Source organism: Vibrio sp. YT-19(2023) (assembly GCF_033337395.1).
In genome coordinates, this window is the sequence record NZ_JAWOQN010000027.1 from 1 (window position 1) to 20073 (window position 20073).

The 20073-nt window shown below is 46.5% G+C and carries 13 protein-coding genes and 1 pseudogene; 4 read left to right on the plus strand and 10 right to left on the minus strand.

Features of this window, described 5'->3' with window-relative positions:
- The first annotated feature begins 1000 nt into the window (after window positions 1-1000).
- Together R7E78_RS18030 and R7E78_RS18035 are read left to right on the plus strand one after the other, a co-directional pair.
- Window positions 1001-2573 (plus strand): annotated as a pseudogene (locus tag R7E78_RS18030) (ABC-F family ATP-binding cassette domain-containing protein).
- Window positions 2570-3727, plus strand: a complete 1158-nt coding sequence (locus R7E78_RS18035; protein ID WP_262607104.1) for an MFS transporter — start codon at window positions 2570-2572, stop codon at window positions 3725-3727. Before R7E78_RS18030 ends, R7E78_RS18035 begins: the two are co-directional and overlap by 4 nt.
- Before the next feature lie 74 nt (window positions 3728-3801).
- Here the strand turns inward: R7E78_RS18035 and fis are convergent, their stop codons facing one another.
- The 9 genes from fis to R7E78_RS18080 all read right to left on the minus strand — a co-directional run bounded on the left by fis (window position 3802) and on the right by R7E78_RS18080 (window position 13596).
- Complete coding sequence (gene fis / locus R7E78_RS18040) at window positions 3802-4098, minus strand: DNA-binding transcriptional regulator Fis (RefSeq protein ID WP_000462885.1); 297 nt, start codon at window positions 4096-4098, stop codon at window positions 3802-3804.
- A 23-nt stretch (window positions 4099-4121) separates the two neighbouring features.
- A complete protein-coding gene (gene dusB / locus R7E78_RS18045) occupies window positions 4122-5090 on the minus strand; it encodes a tRNA dihydrouridine synthase DusB (protein ID WP_005382505.1) in 969 nt (322 codons plus the stop codon).
- A 139-nt stretch (window positions 5091-5229) separates the two neighbouring features.
- On the minus strand, window positions 5230-6117 hold the full coding sequence (gene prmA / locus R7E78_RS18050) for a 50S ribosomal protein L11 methyltransferase (RefSeq protein ID WP_047010245.1): 888 nt from the start codon (window positions 6115-6117) through the stop codon (window positions 5230-5232).
- Window positions 6118-6282: 165 nt separating this feature from the next.
- Window positions 6283-7626 (minus strand): acetyl-CoA carboxylase biotin carboxylase subunit, encoded by a 1344-nt coding sequence (gene accC, locus R7E78_RS18055; protein ID WP_005382509.1) that lies wholly within the window; start codon window positions 7624-7626, stop codon window positions 6283-6285.
- A gap of 14 nt (window positions 7627-7640) precedes the next feature.
- Window positions 7641-8102, minus strand: coding sequence for an acetyl-CoA carboxylase biotin carboxyl carrier protein (gene accB / locus R7E78_RS18060; protein WP_005386355.1), 462 nt, complete (start codon window positions 8100-8102; stop codon window positions 7641-7643).
- A 61-nt stretch (window positions 8103-8163) separates the two neighbouring features.
- The gene (gene aroQ, locus R7E78_RS18065) at window positions 8164-8613 is read right to left on the minus strand and encodes a type II 3-dehydroquinate dehydratase (protein WP_005382360.1); all 450 of its coding nucleotides are present in this window, start codon (window positions 8611-8613) and stop codon (window positions 8164-8166) included.
- Between the two features lie 303 nt (window positions 8614-8916).
- Window positions 8917-10869 (minus strand): acetate--CoA ligase, encoded by a 1953-nt coding sequence (gene acs, locus R7E78_RS18070; RefSeq protein ID WP_005386359.1) that lies wholly within the window; start codon window positions 10867-10869, stop codon window positions 8917-8919.
- 237 nt (window positions 10870-11106) lie between these two features.
- Complete coding sequence (locus R7E78_RS18075) at window positions 11107-11736, minus strand: 3'-5' exonuclease (protein WP_025768818.1); 630 nt, start codon at window positions 11734-11736, stop codon at window positions 11107-11109.
- Between the two features lie 33 nt (window positions 11737-11769).
- A complete protein-coding gene (locus R7E78_RS18080) occupies window positions 11770-13596 on the minus strand; it encodes a DUF294 nucleotidyltransferase-like domain-containing protein (RefSeq protein WP_262640699.1) in 1827 nt (608 codons plus the stop codon).
- 233 nt (window positions 13597-13829) lie between these two features.
- On the opposite strand from R7E78_RS18080, the gene R7E78_RS18085 reads away from it, so the two are divergent.
- Complete coding sequence (locus R7E78_RS18085; RefSeq protein ID WP_262640700.1) at window positions 13830-15017, plus strand: 3-phenylpropionate MFS transporter; 1188 nt, start codon at window positions 13830-13832, stop codon at window positions 15015-15017.
- A 135-nt stretch (window positions 15018-15152) separates the two neighbouring features.
- Window positions 15153-18584: a PAS-domain containing protein gene (locus tag R7E78_RS18090; protein WP_033907290.1), complete on the plus strand. Its 3432-nt coding sequence runs from the start codon at window positions 15153-15155 to the stop codon at window positions 18582-18584.
- Between the two features lie 91 nt (window positions 18585-18675).
- Here R7E78_RS18090 and R7E78_RS18095 read toward each other — a convergent pair whose 3' ends face one another.
- Complete coding sequence (locus R7E78_RS18095) at window positions 18676-20061, minus strand: class II fumarate hydratase (RefSeq protein ID WP_262640701.1); 1386 nt, start codon at window positions 20059-20061, stop codon at window positions 18676-18678.
- Window positions 20062-20073: the final 12 nt, after the last annotated feature.

Here is a 20073-nt window from a genome sequence, read left to right on the forward strand (position 1 = left end):
GGTAGTTCAGTTGGTTAGAATACCGGCCTGTCACGCCGGGGGTCGCGGGTTCGAGTCCCGTCCACTCCGCCACTTATATTAAGCCTCAGTCGAAAGACTGAGGCTTTTTTCGTTTTGGTTACCCGACTTACCTTAAACCCACTTTCATATTGAAACCTTGCATCGAGAGGCCGGCTTCCCTCTGGCGATGCTTTCTAAGCCCTGTTATGAGTGAAGTGGAACGCAGTTTTGTGTGGTTTCTGCAGTCTCGAGCGCTACTTTTGAGCCCCTGTGCTTAACTTACCAAAGCTTCCTTTATTATTACCTGGAGAATTTATTCACTAGGTTATGTTATTTTCGGGGGAGATTTCTCTGCTTTAGATGTTTTGATTTAGCCATAGGCGCTTATTAATATAAACTCAGCGCATTTAAAACTTTCCAAACATGGATTTTGTTTTGTCGATCTATTTAAGCCAGTGTCTTAAAGTATATTCGCTACTTCTTCCCTCTAACCCTCTCCAACCTTCAAAGCCACCACTACGTACGTATAACGTGAGCGGTATAGGTGCTTTCATAGCTGTGTTTGCTGAGTAAGCAGTTCACCTGGCACATTGACTGAGGAAAAGTCTTCTTTCTGTGGACCTTCGTGTAAGTCACGATAGTTTTAATAATTATCTGGTACTTTTTATTCTAAAGGTGTACGCTTCACATCGAATATTTTTTCGACAGTAAATCATGTTATATCTCTTGTTTAAAAGCTTTGTAAGAAGGCTGAACTCCATGCAAAAAACGCGATGAAGTGTTGCTCGGAGTCTTAAATTAATCTTCATCAGGTGTTTTATGTGTGGGTAGCTTCGCTGAAGTTATACGCAGGAGCTTGTACACCTGATAAAAGAGAAGAGATGGCCGGTGATATTTCATCATCGGCCTTTTTGTATCTGTTAAGCAGCTACAAAGCATTACCCAGTATTGAAATAAGGGCCGGTATTGATCACCGGCCCTTTTTTATTTGGTTGAAAACATGAGTATTTTACAAGTTAAAAATTTGTCTTATCAGATAGCTGATAAGACGTTATACAACAACGTGACCTTTCGTATTAACGTGGGAGAGAAAATAGGTATCACCGGAGCGAATGGTGTTGGAAAAAGCACCTTATTGAAACTGCTTTTCGGTGAATTATCTGCAGATAAGGGCTGCATTGAATGGTTACCAAACCTTGAGGTGGGGTATTTAGAACAACATTTTAAGATCGATAATGTGCTGACAGTTCATGAGTGTTTAAAGGGCTCTTTTGAGAGTTTATACGCTGCAGAGCAAAAGCTTTGGACTTTGTATCATGCGATGACCGAGTCTCACTCTACATCTCTTTTAAGCCAAGTCGCTCGGCTACAGGCATATTTAGAAGATGAAGACTTCTATGCAATTAATACCAAAATTGAACGAGTTGCTGTAGGTCTTGGTATTTATCAATTTGGCTTAGATACACCGCTTATCTCGCTAAGTGGCGGTCAAAGGCACAAAGTCCTTTTAGGCAGGTTGTTACTTCGCAACCCCGATGTGTTAATTCTTGATGAGCCGACAAACTATCTTGATGCTCCGCACATTGAATGGCTAGTCACGTTTCTCAATGATTACATTGGTACCGTTTTACTGGTTTCTCATGATGTTGATTTTCTTAATCAAGTAGCGACCAGTATTTGTGATATTGATTATCAAACGGTTCGAAAATACAGCGGTACTTATGTCAAAGCAATGCAGCAAAAGCAGCACGACGGTGCTTTATTAGAAAAGCAATATAAGGCTCAGCAAAGTGAAATTCGAAAGTTAGAGCAATTTATTGCCCAAAATGGTGCAGGAGTTAACGCCAGTCTTGCTAAAGGGCGTAAGAAGAGACTGGATAAAATCGAACGTATTCAACTGAATCATGTAGAGAAAGTATCGACGTTTGACTTTGCTTACCAGCCCATTGAGCAACCGAATGTGGTTGAGGCAAAAGCGTTGATGATCGGTTATCAGCAGCCTCTGCTTCCAGTATTTGATATCACGTTAGCGCGCGGGGAAAAGTTGGTTGTTGCTGGCTTTAACGGGCGTGGGTAAGTCGACCTTACTTAAAACCCTGATGGGGAAGATCGAGCCACTCTCTGGTGAGGTGGTATTGGCAAAAGGTGCAATGATTGGTTATTTTTCTCAAGATTTGTCTTGGCGCCATCCTCAGAACACGCCTGAACAGGAGCTGTGCTCTTGTGCGCCAACAATCTCAAGCAAAGAGTCACGCAAGCTATTAGCTCGCTTTGGGATCACGGGGGATAAGACGCAGCGCCACTTAGATACATTGAGCGGTGGTGAGCAAACTCGGGTGAAACTGTGTTGTTTATCGGTTCAGAAATGCAATGTTTTGCTGTTGGACGAACCAACAACACATTTGGATAGCAGCAGCAAAAATGCGCTTAAAGAGGCTCTCCAGCGCTTTTCCGGTAGCGTGATTGTGGTATCTCATGAGAAGGCATTTTTGCAATCTTGGCCTGATAGAGTTTTAGATATTTCGTTGCTCACTTGTGCTGAATCGAAAACAGAACAGGAGGTGGAGCTATGATGCAGTCCATGATCCTATTTCTCGTTGCTTTTCTTGTTGGTGCTGATGAGTTGATGCTTGGATCTATTCTTGAACCCATCGGAAATGATTTAAGTGTTCAACCGAGTCAGGTGACCTTATTTATTACGGCATATAGTTTAGCCATAGCAATTTGCGCTCCTTACTTGGGCCGTTTATCAGACCGAGTTGGGCGTATTCGTATCATGGTGCCTGCTTGCTTTGTATTTGGGGTTGCGTCTATTACGACGGGCATAGTTCATGATTTTGAACTTGCTATTGCAACTCGAGTGATCACTGGTATTGCAAGTGCAGGCATGTTACCAATTGCATTCGCGTTAGCGGGAGACGCGAAGGGTAATAGAGCGATGCGTCAAATTGTGATGGTTCAGGCGGGATTAACGCTAGGTATGATAACTAGCCCTGCGATCGGAGCATTGTTGACCCAGCTTTTATCATGGCGTGCCGCTTTTATTATTTTGGGCGTTGCGGCTCTTCTTGTCAGTGCTATGAGCGTAGTGTTCATGAATGACCAGCATGATGAGTCCCAAATGTCAGATGCTCTGCCACCTATAACAGGTGTAATTCATGTTCCTGGCGCGTTGAGGGCGATTTTAGCGATGTGTTTAGGTCTAGGGGGAGGTATTGGTGTATTTAACCTGATAGGCCTTCATATTCGAGATACCAGCGATTTGGCGCTCGGTTGGGTGGGCGCTATTTATGCAGCTCTAGGGATCGTGAGTGTGGTTGGAAATATGTGCGTGGCAAGAGCTTCTCGCTGGCTTGGTAGCTCTCGAGCCGTTATGCGAGTGGCCTTAATGGTGTGCATACCTTGTAGTGCATGGGTGTTCTCAAATGAGATGAGTACGGTGACCGCTTATCTTCCAGCTCTAGTGCTCTGGTCTCTCGCTGGAGGGGTTGGTTCTCCGGCATTACAAGCACATATCGCAAGCTTATCTGATGAATATCGAGGTGTGTTAATGTCTTTTGGAATGAGTATGATGCACTTTGGTGTCGCGATTTGGTCTGCCTTGGCGGGCTTCGCGTATTCTGTAGGCAATGAATGGGTCGCTTTCGTGGCTTTGCTATTGTTTGGCTCAGCAGTAGTTATCTTAAAGCCAGTTGGTAATACTGAACAAAGTGAGCGTTATTCGTAGTGTTTTAGTAGATAAAGAAAAGCCGTTACCTAAAAAGGTAACGGCTTGTTCCAAATACTTTTTGAAAAACGGTCTTAGTTCATGCCGTATTTCTTAAGTTTCTTGCGAAGAGTACCGCGGTTGATACCCATCATAGTTGCTGCGCGAGTTTGGTTACCGCGAGTGTACTGCATGATAGTATCTAGTAGTGGCTGTTCAACTTCAGCTAGAACTAATTCGTATAGTTCTGTTACTTCCTGGCCGTTTAGTTGAGCAAGGTAGTTTTTAAGAGACGCTTTAACAGAGTCACGTAAAGGCTTCTGAGTAATCTGGTCTTGTGACGTTACTGTAGTTACTGTTAATGCTTCTGAAGTCAGATTTTGTTCGAACATATTCGGTCTAGCTCTTCTCTTAATTATGATGCAACGTTATCAAAATAACCTTCTAACGCCTCAATTTGCAGCGGAGCTGCGTCGATAGCGTTGAAGGTACGGCGAAACTCACTTGCCTGTTCATGCTCTTTCAGGTACCACCCAACGTGCTTGCGCGCGATACGTGGACCTAAGAACTCCCCATAAAATTCATGCAGAGCATTTACATGACCAAGCATAATGGTTTTCACTTCCTCAGTTGGAAGTTCCTCCATTGTGGTGCCGTTTTCCAAATAGTGATGGATTTCCTGGAAAATCCAAGGACGACCCTGGGCAGGGCGTCCAATCATTAAAGCGTCCGCACCGGTGTACTCCAGTACAAATTTGGCTTTCTCCGGGCTATCGATATCACCGTTCGCGATAACCGGAATTGAAATCGCCTCTTTTACCGCTTTAATGCTGTCATATTCGGCCTCACCTTTGTACATACATGCTTTCGTTCTGCCATGCAGAGCAAGAGCTTGTATGCCGCAGTTTTCGGCTAATTTAGCGATCTGGACACAGTTCTTGTTGTCTGTATCCCAGCCAGTTCGAGTCTTTAACGTTACAGGAACGTCCACTGCATTCACGACCGCTTTCAAAATCTCTTCGATAATGTTTGGGTATTGAAGCAGAGCAGAGCCCGCTAGCTTCTTATTCACTTTTTTTGCCGGGCAGCCCATGTTGATGTCGATGATTTGTGCACCGTTCTCAACACTGAATTGAGCTGCGTCCGCCATAAGCTGTGGATCGGAACCTGCAATCTGTACAGAGCGAATGCCCGATTCGCCCTCGTGTACCATGCGCTGTTTCGACTTTGACGTTCCCCATAGTTTTGGGTTAGCGGACATCATTTCACTGACGGCCATTCCCGCACCATAGCGAAGACACAACTCGCGAAACGGTCTATCCGTTACACCAGCCATAGGGGCTACGATTAGATTGTTCTTAAGTTGATAGTTTCCGATTTTCAAAACGTCATCACAGTTCTGTACCAGCAAGGGCGCGCATTTTACGCATTTTTTCACTGCGTGAAAAGACTAATATTTGAGCATTTACAAATTGTTTTTGTAAATTGTATGAATTTCAAACAATTAGCTCTGAAAACCTTGTCTAGCCTTGCTTACGACCAGAGATGCGACACCATTCACTTTGCTCAACAATCGGGTCAATGTGAAGCTCGTCACGGTAATAGTTCGCAACATCTTCAGCTTGAGTGTCTAATACGCCGGACATAGCGAGGTCGCCATTTGGCTTAACTAGCCCTTTGATGATAGGTGCAAGTTCACGTAAAGGTCCCGCAAGGATGTTGGCCACAACGACGTCAGCGACGAGACCTTCTGGTTGATTTTGCGGTAAGTAAACTTCTAGTTTGTCTGCAACGCCATTACGCTCAGCATTGTCTTTTGAAGCAAGCAGGGCTTGAGGATCAATGTCGATCCCTATCACTTTTTCAGCGCCCAGTTTGATCGCTGCGATCGCAAGAATACCTGAGCCACAACCGAAGTCGATAACGGTCTTACCGCTTAAGTCCATGCTTTCTAGCCACTCAAGACAAAGTGCTGTTGTAGGGTGAGTACCCGTACCGAATGCAAGGCCTGGATCCAACATAACATTAACAGCGTCAGGATCTGGAATGTCGCGCCAGCTTGGACAAATCCATAAGCGTTCACCAAATTTCATTGGGTGGAAGTTTTCCATCCATTCGCGTTCCCAGTCTTTATCTTCAAGCTGTTCTACTTTGTAAGCAAAATTGTCAGCCAGCATGTTGCTCGCTTTAACTTGGTCGATGATGAAGTTAGTGTCTGCTTCTGCATCATACAGTGCCAGAATATCAGTATCGCCCCATAAGCGAGTTTCGCCAGGTAGAGGTTCGAATACAGGTGTATCCTGCGCGTCTAAGAATGTAACAGACAGCGCGCCAGTCTCTTCCATTAGCATATCGCCGATTTGCTCAGCGTTTTCATTGGTCGCGTTGAGTTTGATTTGAATCCAAGGCATTGGTTTTTGCTCTTAAAGTGAATGAAGTGGCGCAGAGTTTACCAGAACTCTACGATTTGTTTGAGTATATACCCAAATAAGCCGATTTATATGTTGAGCCCTTTGCGTACATATAAAACAAAAATGCCCACGGGAGTGGGCATTTTTTAAGACGTTTGCTTAGGCTTATTGTAAGCCAAGCTTCTTCTCTAGGTAGTGGATGTTTGCACCACCGTGTTGGAAGTTTTCGTCATTCATAATGGAGAATTGCAGTGGCACGTTAGTTTTGATGCCTTCGATGATCATCTCACCCAGTGCGTTTTTCATACGTGCAATCGCTACATCACGGTTCTCACCGTAAGTGATCAGTTTACCAATCATTGAATCGTAATGAGGTGGTACTGTGTAGCCTGTGTAGATATGAGATTCCCAACGTACACCCATACCGCCAGGAGCGTGGAAACGCTCGATCTTACCCGGAGATGGTAGGAAGCGCTCAGGGTCTTCTGCGTTGATACGACACTCAATCGCATGGCCACGGATCTTAATATCATCTTGAGTGAATGACAGAGGCTGACCCGCTGCAACACGAAGCTGTTCTTTGATTAGGTCGATGCCAGTAACCATCTCTGTTACTGGGTGCTCTACCTGAATACGAGTGTTCATTTCGATGAAGTAGAACTCACCGTTCTCGTATAGGAATTCAAACGTACCTGCGCCGCGGTAACCGATCTCGATACATGCACGAGTACAGCGTTCACCGATGTACTTACGCATTTCTTCTGTGATACCAGGTGCTGGAGCTTCTTCCACTACTTTTTGGTGACGACGTTGCATTGAACAGTCACGCTCACCAAGGTGGATTGCGCCGCCTTGACCGTCAGCAATAACCTGAACTTCAACGTGACGAGGGTTTTCTAGGAATTTCTCCATGTAAACCATGTCATTGTTGAACGCCGCTTTTGCTTCAGCACGTGTCATTGCAATGGCTTGGATAAGGTCTTTCTCTGCGCGAACAACACGCATACCACGACCGCCGCCGCCGCCAGATGCTTTGATGATTACTGGGTAACCAATGCGCTTAGCAAATGCTTTGTTTTTCTCTTCGTCATTGTCTAGAGGGCCGTCAGAACCCGGTACACAAGGAACGCCTGCTTTCTTCATTGCATTGATAGCAGATACTTTATCGCCCATTAGGCGGATAGTGTCTGCCTTTGGACCAACGAAGATGAAACCACTGCGCTCAACTTGCTCTGCGAAGTCTGCGTTCTCAGACAGGAAGCCGTAACCTGGGTGGATAGCCACAGCACCAGTCACTTCTGCTGCAGAAATGATGCGTGGAATGTTTAGGTAGCTGTCGATACCACGAGCAGGGCCGATACATACGGTTTCGTCTGCGAGTAGTACGTGCTTAAGATCGCGGTCAGCTGTCGAGTGAACAGCGACGGTCTTAATACCTAATTCTTTACAAGCGCGAAGAATACGAAGTGCAATTTCACCTCGGTTCGCGATGACTACTTTGTCTAGCATAAGGCAAGCCCCGCTTATTCGATTACAACAAGAGGTTGGTCGAATTCAACTGGTTGGCCGTCTTCAGCTAGGATTGCTGTAACAACGCCAGATTTGTCCGCTTCGATTTGGTTCATCATTTTCATTGCTTCAACAATACATAGAGTATCGCCAGCATTTACTTTCTGACCCACTTCTACGAATGCTTTAGAGTCTGGGCTTGGAGAGCGGTAGAAAGTACCAACCATTGGAGAAAGAACTTGGTGACCTGCAGGTGTTGCTGCTGGAGCTTCTGCTGCTGGCGCTTCCGCTACTGGTGCCGCTGCTACTGGAGCAGGTGCCGCCGCTGGAGCTGCTGCGTAGTGAATTGGTGCTTGAGGGGCTGCAGTGCCATGACGGCTGATGCGCACTGACTCTTCACCTTCAGAGATCTCTAGCTCAGCAATGCCAGACTCTTCAACTAACTCAATTAGCTTCTTGATTTTACGAATATCCATCTTTTCTTTCTCTTTTATCTTGTGATTAAGACAACCCTCGTAGGGTTGCAGAGTGTTAGGGTTACTTTGCCTGTAGCTTATTGATCGCTGCAGACAGAGCAAATTCATAACCTTGTGCGCCTAAACCGCAAATCACACCCTCTGCTTTATCTGACAGATAAGAGTGATGACGGAATGGTTCACGTGCGTGCACATTTGATAAGTGCACCTCAATAAATGGGATGGCGACGCCAAGTAATGCATCTCGCAGCGCCACACTAGTATGAGTGAAAGCCGCTGGATTGATGATGATGAAGTCAATCTTGCCATAGGCAGCGTGAATGGCTTCAATCAGTTCGTACTCACGATTTGATTGTAGGTGTTCCAGTTCTACCCCAGCGTTATGGGCTTGCTCTGTAAGAGTATCCACAACTTGAGCTAAGGTACTGTGACCATAGTGTGTCGGTTCGCGCAGACCCAATAGATTAAGATTTGGTCCGTTTAGAACAAGAATCCGTGACTTTGCAGACATTGTGTTGCTATCTTCCCTTATCGTGAGTGGAACGTTTATATTCCCAAATATACGATAGTTCAGCACGATTTTTTTGTTAAAACCGAGCAAATTTTAAAAAATCGACCAAGATTATAGCTAATTCATAGCAATTAGCAGCAATTTACTGGTCTAATCTCCTAATAGCCACTCTCGTTTCTGTAACCAAGTTAACAAAAACAACATAATTGCCATATTTTTTGTGTGGCCAATTTGTGCACTAAAGCAAAAAACCGCCATGAGTGATGGCGGTTTTTAAAGTGCTTTTAAAACAGTTGGTTGAATTTATGCCAATTCTGCTTTCTCTGCGATAAGTTTATCTACAACGCTCGGATCGGCAAGCGTTGATGTGTCTCCGAGGTTGCTGGTATCACCCGTTGCAATTTTACGCAGGATTCGACGCATGATCTTACCAGAACGAGTCTTCGGTAAGGAATCCGTCCAGTGCAGTACATCTGGTGTTGCAATTGGACCAATCTCTTTACGCACCCAATCTTTCACTTCTTTGTGTAGCTCTGCTGACGGGAATTCACCATCGTTCAAGGTAATGTAAGCGTAGATAGCTTGGCCTTTGATATCATGCGGAATGCCCACAATAGCGGCCTCAGCAATTTTATGATGTGCGACAAGAGCCGATTCTATTTCAGCGGTACCCATGCGGTGACCCGACACGTTTAGTACGTCATCAACACGGCCCGTGATCCAGTAGTAACCGTCTTCGTCACGACGAGCCCCATCACTAGTAAAGTACATTCCCTTGAAGGTTGAGAAGTAGGTCTGTTCAAAGCGCTCGTGGTCGCCATAAACAGTACGCATCTGACCTGGCCATGAATCAAGGATCACCAAGTTACCTTCTGCTGCGGTTTCTTCAATGATGTTGCCCATGTTATCAACCAGTGCAGGTTGGACTCCGAAGAATGGTCGAGTTGCTGAGCCTGGTTTTAAATCTGTTGCACCTGGTAGTGGTGCAATTAAGATACCGCCGGTCTCTGTTTGCCACCAAGTATCAACGATAGGCGAGCTCTCGTTACCAATCGTTTTGTAGTACCACTCCCACGCTTCAGGGTTGATAGGCTCACCTACTGAACCCATCACACGTAAGCTTGAACGAGATGTCCCTGCTACCGCTTCGTTACCTTTTGCCATTAGTGCACGAATAGCGGTTGGCGCAGTGTAGAGAATGTTCACTTGGTGCTTATCAACCACTTCACTCATACGAGCCGTGCTTGGGTAGTTTGGAACACCTTCAAACAGAATGGTTTTGGCCCCGTTCGCTAGTGGACCATAAATTAGGTAAGTATGGCCTGTAATCCAGCCCACATCCGCGGTACACCAGAAGGTTTCACCTGGTTGATAATCGAAGACATATTTAAAGGTCATTGCCGCGTAGACGAGGTAACCGCCTGTAGTATGTAGTACGCCTTTAGGTTTACCTGTCGAGCCAGATGTGTAGAGGATGAACAGCGGGTCTTCGGCTTTCATCTCTTCTGGTGGGCAAACGTCAGAAACGTTGGCTGTTGCTTCGTGCCACCAAACATCACGGTGTTCATGCCATTCAACATCACCACCTGTACGTTTAAGCACGACGACTTTATTGATGGTTTTTACGTCTGGGTTGGTTAGTGCTTCATCCACGTTCTTTTTCAGTGGAACAGCGCGTCCGCCACGTACGCCTTCGTCTGCGGTGATCACGACTTTAGCGTCAGAGTCGATGATACGGCCGGATAGCGCTTCTGGTGAGAAACCGCCAAATACTACGGTGTGAACCGCACCAATACGGGTACAAGCGAGCATAGCCACAGCGGCTTCTGGCACCATTGGCATGTATAGACACACCACGTCGCCCTTGCGTACGCCTTGCTCTTTCAATGCGTTGGAGAATTTACACACTTCTTTGTGCAGTTCGTTGAAAGTGAGTGTTTTGTCGTCGGCTGGATCATCGCCTTCCCAAATGATGGCGACGTCGTCCCCGTGTTCTGCAAGATGACGGTCAATACAGTTAGCCGAGACGTTCAGTGTGCCATCTTCAAACCAGCGAATATCAACATGGCCAGTGTCGAAAGAAGTGCTTTTTACTTTGGTGAAAGGTTTGATCCAATCAACGATTTTGCCGTGTTCGTTCCAGAAGCCCTCTGGATCGGTTACCGACTGCTGATACATGGCTAAGTAAGTATCATTATCCGCGTGTGTATGAGTTTTAATATTTTCTTTTACCGGATAAACGTGGGCTTCGCTCATGGCTTCTCTCCTTGTGCCTTATTTCTCGGCCTTACACCAATCTAGATAAGATTTTGAATATATTTTTGTAGGGCTGTTTTTTGGTTCTAAATAACTTGGTCGTGGTAATGACGACGTTGTGCTTATAACTGTCAGTCACCGCGCGTATTTCCACAATTAGACTTTAGGATGAGAGTGATGGAAGCGCCGGGAAATCGCTGAAACAAAAGTATTTCTGGGAGCTAGGTCAACTGATTTTTATGTATACGGTGCGGTTAGGTTGGGTAAATCGCCTTTCGTTAAGCGGACAAAGACCAAAGCGGCAGAAATCGCGTCTTGCAAGGCGTCGTGTTTGTCTTGGATAGGAAGTTCGAGGTGTTTACAAATGGCATCCAGACTTAAGTCGAAGTAGGCATTCGGCAAATGTCGTTCCAACTTATCGTGATAAATCTGACTGACCTCGATAAGTGGGTTAGGAAGTGGGAAGCCAAGTTGCCGCAGACAAGCAAGGTCTAAGATCTTTTTATCGTAACGAATGTGATAGCCCACAAGTGGTCGGTTGCCGATAAAGTCGAGCAGCTCGAGCAGCGCCTCTTTTTCACTGATGCCATCGACTAAGTCTTGGTGGCGAATTCGATGGATCTTGACCGAGCCAGAGTCGAGCGATTGTGGCGCGCGTAAGCGGACTTCAAATGGTTGACTGGTGATGATGCGGTTGTCGATGATCTTGGTGGCTGCAATAGTCACCAGCTCGGCACGATTTGGGTCAAGGCTGGTGGTTTCGCAGTCAAGAGAGACGTATTCTGTTTTATCTGGCGTGCAAAACAGCGACTGATAAGGCGAGCCTTTCAATTTGTAGTACCAGTATTTGCGTTGTAACCAGTTCATTGCTTACGCCTCTGTGATTTATGAAAATCAGGGTTAATCACGAATTTGATAATGGAAGCCTAAAAATTGCTTAAATTTCTTCACCACATGTAAGCTGTGGCGAAGCAAATCACGCTCAGTTCTATCCAGTTGTTTAATATCAATGTTATTCAACGCTTCTTGCTTTTTGAGTTGCTGATTAAGGCGAAGTTTAAAGAACAATTTTAGTGCTTCGTTGAGATTATCTGCTGTTTCGGGTTCTAAGATGCGCTTATTTCTCAGAGCTTCAATGCGTTCAAACGTGTTCTTCTCTTCAATGGCATACTCCAAAGACAAGGCGCGAATGCCGTGTACAATTGGGAAAATACCGCCGCGTTTAATGTCCAATCCGTCTTTAGCACTTTTTACGTTGCCAAATAGAGTTAGGGGCACCGAAAACTGCAAGGCAGGGCGAGTAAAGTCAGACAATATCAACATGCGATCTTTCATTGTGTCACGAAGATGCGCCGCAATTGGAGCCAGCAGCTCGCAATTCCCAGCAACAGCATGGGCGTCACTGAAAATAGCTAAGTCCATGATTTGTTCTGGTTCGGCTTTAGCTATCCAGTGGTTTAGGGTACTTATCCATTCTTGCTGTGTTTTGACCCATTTCGGGTTGTTAACCATCACTTTACCAGGGCAAAGTGGATAACCGAGCTGTTGTAGGGTGTGTGTGAAGGATCGCATCACTTGTTCGCAATGAGGCCATTCCAAACCATCTTGAATAATCAGGGCATTGTCTTGATCGGTTTTGAGAATTTGCTCTCCTCGGCCTTCAGAGCCGAGTACGATCAAGCAACAATGGTCGTGCAAGGCTGGTGGTATCACTAACTCGAACGCTTTCTCGATAATTTGTTCGTTTACGGCTGAGATCAGCTCCATGATGAAGCGAGTGCGGATGCCGTTTTTCAATAAGCTCTCGACCAATTGACGTTGGCGGTTTGAGGCCAAAGCGAGCTCTTCCACGCTGCTTGCTCGAGCAATACTGAGCGTTAACACGTGAGAGTGGGTTGAGAACGCGCTGAGAATTTGGGTCATATCCAGCATGCCGACGGCTCTGTTGCCTTCACATACCATGAGGCGTTTCATTCTGTTTCTGGTCATTGTGATCATGGCGTTGAATAGAAAGTCACCATCATCAACGTGATAAACAGGAAAGCTCGCGATCTCACCCACTGGTGTGTCGAGCGCGCAACCATCCAACATCACAGAATGCAGCATATTAGTACGAGTCACTATTGCGTACGGGTGGGCTGATGGCCATTTTTCCAATCGTGGATCATCGCCATGGAGTTGAACCAATGCAGCGTCAATCCCATTTTCTTTTAAGGAACGTGTTACCTCGTTAATTGGTGTATTTGGTTCGAGGATCATCGGTGGGTGATAAATGCTGCGGTCAACTTTAGTGAGAATAAACTCCGCTAAGTTTTGCTGTTGATGGGCCGCTTCGATGAGCTCTTGCCGTTTCGATAAATTGTTATCGAAATAGGCTGCAAACTGGCCATTTTCGTTGTAAAGGGCAAGGAAAACTTCTTTCGGCAGTAGGTAAGAGAGCGTGTCCTCAAGCGCGATGTAGTGATGACGTACCTTGTCTTCAAGTAACGAGCGTACATCGAACATATCGTCGTTGGCATAATGTGCGAACACTTCCTGTTGATCGTTGGAGCGCTCTTCTACCGCGCCTTTGATCAGAATATGTAAGTGGGGGTTCTTCTGTCCGCAGGATAAAATAATATCTCGAGCTCGATAGTAGGCGACGTCCAGAGACGATCGCAGTCGCGTTTGTTGTGCTTCAGTTAAGCGATCGAACGGTGGAGATTGCATGTTAAATTTGTCAGGCATGAGAACACCCAATAATGATGGAAGGAACACTCTCTAAGTCTGACAAATTTCTTACCGGAAGCCAGACGACTTTGGTCTAAATTACGATGTTTTCGCTTGAAGATGCCAAATGTCGCAAAGTTAGTATTCCATCGAGGAAACGATAAGTTTCTTATTCTTCCCTTTTTATAATACGCATGGCGATCCATAATTCCCGGCTCGAACGTTGGTGTTCCCGTTTTAGGATATTAGTAATGTTGAAACCTTCTCCGTATGGCTGGATTTCCCAGTACTTTCTCGGATTCTTCTTTGCGTATGGCGTGTATCTGCCATTTTGGTCACTTTGGTTTAAGGAGCAAGGAGTATCTTCGACAGATATCGGTTTGCTGGTCGGGTTAGGCCTTGCGACACGTTGTGTTGCCAATATCGTGATCACCCCACGAGTACACAAAGTCGAACATCTTATGCCTGCTTTACGTTGGTTGAGTTTCGCTGCCCTCCTTTTTGTTGGATTTCACTTTTTTACGGGTGGTAGCTTTTGGTTAATGGCACTAGCGACAGTGTTGTTCAATCTTTGTTGTGGACCGATTATTCCGTTGTCGGACGCGATGGCAAATTACTACGCTCGCCTGAAAATGCTCGATTATGGCCGCACGCGGCTATGGGGTTCGATCGCCTTTATCGCAGGCTCGACGGCAGTGGGCTACCTGGTGGCTGAATTTGGCTCCGATATGATCTTGTACACTGCGATGTTCGGCGTGTTTATCTCGTTGCTGTTTGCTATGCGACCGACTAACCCAATGCCTGTAACGCACGGTGGGCAAAGCGCAGAACGTCCAAAGCTGACCGCTCTTTTGACCGACAAGCCGATACTAAAATTCTTAGTGTTGGTGTCACTAATTCAGGGCAGTCATGCGGCTTACTACGGCTTTAGTGCGATTCACTGGAAGGCCGCTGGTCACTCGGAAGATGTCATTGGCTACTTATGGAGCTTGGGGGTGGCCGCAGAAGTGGCAGTGTTTGCAATGAGTAAGCGTTTATTCGTAGGTTGGTCAATACGCGCGCTGTTTATTGCTGCTGCCGTTGGTGTAATGATGCGTTGGGGTATTACGGCGTCGACAACATCAATTATTGCTTTGGTGATTGTTCAACTATTGCATGGTGTGACTTTCGCTACCGCACACATTGCCGCGATCCAATATATCCAAAACTCCGAAGAAAATAAGATCGTAGCGTTGCAAGCGTTGTATAACGCGATTCCGTTGGGCGCATTTATCGCGTTAATGACCGTATTGAGTGGCTGGGGTTATGAGCACTGGGGACCGCTTGTGTTCTGGGGCATGGCCGCGATGGGGTTATTGGCTCTGTTCATCAAGCTTGATTCGCAAGACCCACATCAGGTGGTTGATGTATCAGACAAGCCACTTGAAACACAGAATTAGATTTATGTAACAAAGGTTAAAAACTAAGCTTTGTCTCCGTTATCAAAGCAGTGTTAAATGAAACCTCTCCCTCATGGAGAGGTTTTTTTATTCTCTTGCTTTAAAAGTAGCAAGAAAGGCAAGAAAGGATATCGGATGCAAGGATGGCTGGTGGTTCCCGTTTCTTTAGCGTATTTGGGAGCTTTATTTATCATCGCGTGGTACGGCGACATTCAGAAAAGGTGGCTAGCGCGCTGGCGGCCTTGGATTTATAGCCTTTCCATTGCGGTGTACTGTACATCATGGACCTTCTACGGCACGGTCGGGCAGGCCAGCAGTAATCCTTGGTCTTTCTTGCCCATCTATATTGCTCCCATTTTAGTGTTTACCATCGGATGGCGCGTTTTAGCTCGGCTTATTTTGATTGCTAAACGGGAACACATCACGTCGATTGCTGACTTTATCGGAGCACGCTACGGTAAATCCCAAGGTTTGGCCGTGGTTGTTACGCTCATAGCGGTTGCGGGAATTTTGCCGTACATCGCTTTACAGCTGCGTGGTATCACTATGGGGCTTGAAATTATTGCACCAGAGCTGGCTACTGATTTTGGTTATCAAAACGATAGCGTGTCGTGGTTTGTTGTGGTCGCATTGGCGATTTTTACGATGCTATTCGGTACCCGCCACATTGATAACACGGAACACCATCGTGGGATGATGATGGCAATTGCCTTCGAATCCATTATCAAACTGCTGGCTTTTTTAGTTGTTGGTGTCTTCATTGTTTGGTTGGCGATGAACACCGAGAGTTTGAGCTTACTTGATGTTGCCGCGCAGACGTATCAGTCACCAAATATCCCGACTATATTGATTCATACTGTACTGACCATGCTGGCGATCGTTTGCCTTCCGCGACAATTCCATACGATGGTGGTAGAAAATGAACGTGCTCAAGATTTGCATGTGGCTCGTTGGTTGTTCCCCATTTATCTGATCTTAATGGGGATTTTTGTTTTACCTATTGCGTGGGTAGGGCAAGGTCTCTTGAGTGGCGCTTCGCCTGATACTTATGTCATCAGTGTGCCGATGTCGGTAGGGGCGAGTGAAATCGCCTTGCTTGCGTTTTTAGGCGGTACTTCAGCGGCAAGCGGCATGGTTATCGTATCGACGATTGCCTTAGCGATCATGGTCTCGAATGACTTGGTTATGCCATTGCTATTGCGTCGCATGCGACTGACGCAGCGTAACCACCACCATTTTTCTGAATTATTACTGCGGATCCGCCGTGGTTTGATTTTAGTTTTGTTGATTGGCGCGTGGTGTTTCTATCAAGCGTTGGACACCATTCATTCACTTTCTGCTATCGGCTTTCTCTCGTTCGCGGCTATCACGCAATTCGCTCCTGCGCTGGTTGGCGGTATGTATTGGCGTCAAGGGAATAAGAAAGGTGTGTATGTTGGCCTCGCGGTGGGTTTTGCTACCTGGTTGATTACGTTAATGAGCCAAACAGACATGCTTGCCGGAGACGCCAGTAATAACTTCCTGATCTGGTTGATTACACCACCAGAGGTATTGGCTAGTTTTGATATCGCGATTTCAGATTGGGGGATGATCCTCAGCGTGGTCGCTAATGCAGTGTGTTTTGTTGTGGTTTCTATGGCTACCCGACCAAGCCTAAGTGAGCGCTTACAATCGGCATCATTCGTTGGTACACCGCTGCCTGAAAGCGAAAATATGAGTCTGTACCAGAGCCGCGTTACGGTTGCAGAACTGGAAATGCTAGCGTCCAGATTTGTAGGACGAACGCGAGTTAAAGCGGCGTTTCAAGCCTACTGGAGCCAGCAACGAGAAGAGTTAATGCCGAATCAACAAGCGCCATCTTCTCTGATTCGGCATACGGAGCGTGTGCTAGCAGGGGTATTTGGAGCATCTTCTGCTAAGTTAGTACTTACTTCCGCTCTGCAAGGAAGAAACATGCAGCTTGAAGAGGTGGCGACTATCGTCGATGAAGCCTCTGAACTGTACGATTTTAGTCGGGGTTTACTCCAAGGCGCGATTGAGCATATTGGACAAGGTATTGCGGTCGTCGATAAGCAACTACGCTTGGTAGCGTGGAACCAACGCTATTTAGAACTCTTTGAATTTCCGCCAGGCCTGATTCAAGTAGGTCGACCGATTGCGGATGTGATTCGGCACAATGCAGAGCAGGGGTTGTGTGGCCCTGGTGACCCTGATGACCACGTTCGTCGCCGTGTTTATCACCTTGAGCAAGGAACTCGGCACACCTCTTCTCGGGTTCGTCCCGATGGTCGCGTGATAGAGGTGCAAGGTAACCCAATGCCAGGTGGTGGCTTTGTGATGAGCTTTACCGACATCACCGTATTCCGTGATGCAGAGCAAGCACTGAAAGACGCCAACGAGACATTGGAAGAAAGGGTACGTCTGCGGACTCGAGAATTAGAACAACTTAACAAGCAGCTGGTGGAAGCGACGCAGCGCTCGGATTTGGAATCGAAGTCCAAATCACGGTTCTTGGCGGCAGTAAGCCATGACTTGATGCAACCGCTCAACGCGGCGCGTCTATTCGCATCTTCACTATCGGAAGTCGCCAAAGACAGCGAAGCCAAAAAGCTGTCAGCACACATTGAAAGTGCTTTAGAGGCTGCCGAAGACTTAATTGGAGATTTGCTGGATATCTCGCGTTTGGAATCGGGCAAGTTGGAAGTCAACGTGCATGGCTTTGCGTTAAATGATGTGTTATCGAATTTGAATGCTGAGTTTAGTGCGTTAGCCAAACAGCAAGGTATAGAGTTCACCATGATTCCGTCCTCACTCATGGTTAAGTCGGATCCCAAACTGCTGCGCCGTGTGGTGCAAAACTTCCTGACCAATGCGTTTCGTTATAACCCGAATGGCAAAGTCGCACTCGGTGTTCGCCGCGTGAAAGGGCGAGTGCGTATTGATGTATGGGATAATGGAGTGGGGATTGAAGAAGAGAAGCAGCAAGAGATTTTTGAAGAGTTTAATCGCGGAACTCAAGTTCGTTCCGACCAAGGTCTCGGACTTGGTTTGGCGATTTCGAAAGGAATTGCTCAGGTACTTGGGCATGAAATTTCGATGCGCTCTTGGGTTGGAAAAGGCAGTGTTTTTTCCATCACCCTAGATAAAGCTGATCATGTTCAGCCTCATCCAGTTCACGTGGCAATGAGTAAGCAATCTGAACTTGGTCATCTGAGAATCCTATGTGTCGATAATGAGCCTGACATTCTAGTCGGCATGGAAAACTTACTTTCCCGATGGGGCTGCGATACACGAGTTGCGATTGATTTAGTTGAAAGTCTACAAGCGCTTGAGGATGGTTGGATTCCGGATGTAATTTTCTCCGATTACCGACTTGATGATGGTCGTACTGGTTTAGAAGTGCTACAGCAATGCCGCCTGAGATTAGGCCACAGCTTTGAAGGCGTCATCATCAGTGCAGATCGTACCGATGATATGCTTGATGGCATCAAAGCAAATGGGTTCAGCTTTATTGCTAAGCCAGTTAAGCCGCTTAAGCTGCGTTCGGTGCTCAATCGAGTCGCTTAGGATTGGAGTGTTTGAAAAATAGCTATAAAAAGAGACCTCCGAATGGAGGTCTCGATGTTTGTAATCTTAGTTGATAGGCTGAGTTTGCCGTTTATTCTGCGACGCCGCCTTGGGTCAGTTTGGCTGGATTAAGCAATCGCTCTAGTGTGGCTCTATCCAAATCAGTTTCTTCTTCCGCGACATCAATAATCGCGCGTCCCTGTTTGTAGGCTTTTTTCGCGACTTCTGCCGCTTTTAGGTAACCAATGACCGGGTTGAGAGCCGTGACCAAAATTGGGTTTTTGGCGAGTGCAACATCCAAGTTATCTTGGCGAACTTCAAACGTCGCAATGGCTTTGTCAGCTAAAGCGGTTGCGCTGTTAGAGAGTAAATCGATGCTCTCCAATACGTTATGAGCAATAACTGGCAGCATGACGTTAAGCTGGAAGTTGCCCGCTTGGCCTGCGACGGTTATGGTGGTGTCATTACCAATGACTTGCGCTGATGCCATAGCTGCGGCTTCTGGGATCACAGGATTTACTTTGCCAGGCATGATGGAAGAACCCGGTTGCAAGCCTTGTAATTCAATCTCACCTAAACCAGCCAATGGGCCTGAATTCATCCAACGAAGATCGTTTGCGATCTTCATGATCGCAACTGCTGCTGTTTTGAGCTGTCCCGACAGAGCGACGATCGCATCTTGACTGCTTAAATTGAAAAAGAAGTTATCACTGGCCGTGAACTGAATACGAGTTGACTGGGTTAGGTTGCTAGCGAATAAGTCTGCAAAGCGTGGATCGGCATTGATCCCCGTTCCAACTGCCGTACCACCTTGGGCTAAGGCTTTTACAGCAGGAAGAGCTTGTTCAATCGCTTGTTTTGCATGCTCGATTTGGAACTGCCAACCGCCAAGTTCTTGAGCAAAGGTAATTGGCATCGCGTCCATTAAGTGGGTGCGACCGGTTTTTACAACATTTTTCAATGCTCGCTGCTTAGACTCTAGTGTTTGGCTGAGGTGTGACAGTGCCGGGAAGAGCTGGTTTTCGATGGCTAATGCTGCGCTAACTTGAATGGCCGTTGGTACCACATCGTTACTGCTTTGCCCCATGTTGACGTGATCATTAGGGCTGACAGTGCCGCCTAGATGCTGGGAGGCCAGTGTTGCAATCACTTCATTCGCATTCATATTTGAGCTAGTGCCTGATCCCGTTTGAAACACGTCAATTGGGAATTGCTCAATATGATTGCCTTCGATAATTGCTTGAGCTGCGTCAGCAATCGCGTTGGCAATATCTCCTTCAAGCAGCCCTAGCTGTGCGTTGGTGAGTGCCGCAGTCTGCTTGATGTGTGCTAACGCTTTGATAAAACCAGATGGCATTTTATGTTGACTGAATGAGAAGTTATCGACGGCGCGTTGAGTCTGAGCTTGGTAGAGAGCATCTGCAGGGACCGTTACTTCGCCCATACTGTCAGTTTCTATGCGGAATTCGGTGCTCATGGTAGGGATCCT

Bases quoted from the DNA above. Each gene is read 5' to 3' on its own strand.
- R7E78_RS18035 (WP_262607104.1), top strand. From the start codon at position 2,570: ATGATGCAGTCCATGATCCTATTTCTCGTTGCTTTTCTTGTTGGTGCT.
- fis (WP_000462885.1), bottom strand. From the start codon at position 4,098: ATGTTCGAACAAAATCTGACTTCAGAAGCATTAACAGTAACTACAGTA.
- prmA (WP_047010245.1), bottom strand. From the start codon at position 6,117: ATGCCTTGGATTCAAATCAAACTCAACGCGACCAATGAAAACGCTGAG.
- accC (WP_005382509.1), bottom strand. From the start codon at position 7,626: ATGCTAGACAAAGTAGTCATCGCGAACCGAGGTGAAATTGCACTTCGT.
- accB (WP_005386355.1), bottom strand. From the start codon at position 8,102: ATGGATATTCGTAAAATCAAGAAGCTAATTGAGTTAGTTGAAGAGTCT.
- aroQ (WP_005382360.1), bottom strand. From the start codon at position 8,613: ATGTCTGCAAAGTCACGGATTCTTGTTCTAAACGGACCAAATCTTAAT.
- acs (WP_005386359.1), bottom strand. From the start codon at position 10,869: ATGAGCGAAGCCCACGTTTATCCGGTAAAAGAAAATATTAAAACTCAT.
- R7E78_RS18075 (WP_025768818.1), bottom strand. From the start codon at position 11,736: ATGAACTGGTTACAACGCAAATACTGGTACTACAAATTGAAAGGCTCG.
- R7E78_RS18080 (WP_262640699.1), bottom strand. From the start codon at position 13,596: ATGCCTGACAAATTTAACATGCAATCTCCACCGTTCGATCGCTTAACT.
- R7E78_RS18085 (WP_262640700.1), top strand. From the start codon at position 13,830: ATGTTGAAACCTTCTCCGTATGGCTGGATTTCCCAGTACTTTCTCGGA.
- R7E78_RS18090 (WP_033907290.1), top strand. From the start codon at position 15,153: ATGCAAGGATGGCTGGTGGTTCCCGTTTCTTTAGCGTATTTGGGAGCT.
- R7E78_RS18095 (WP_262640701.1), bottom strand. From the start codon at position 20,061: ATGAGCACCGAATTCCGCATAGAAACTGACAGTATGGGCGAAGTAACG.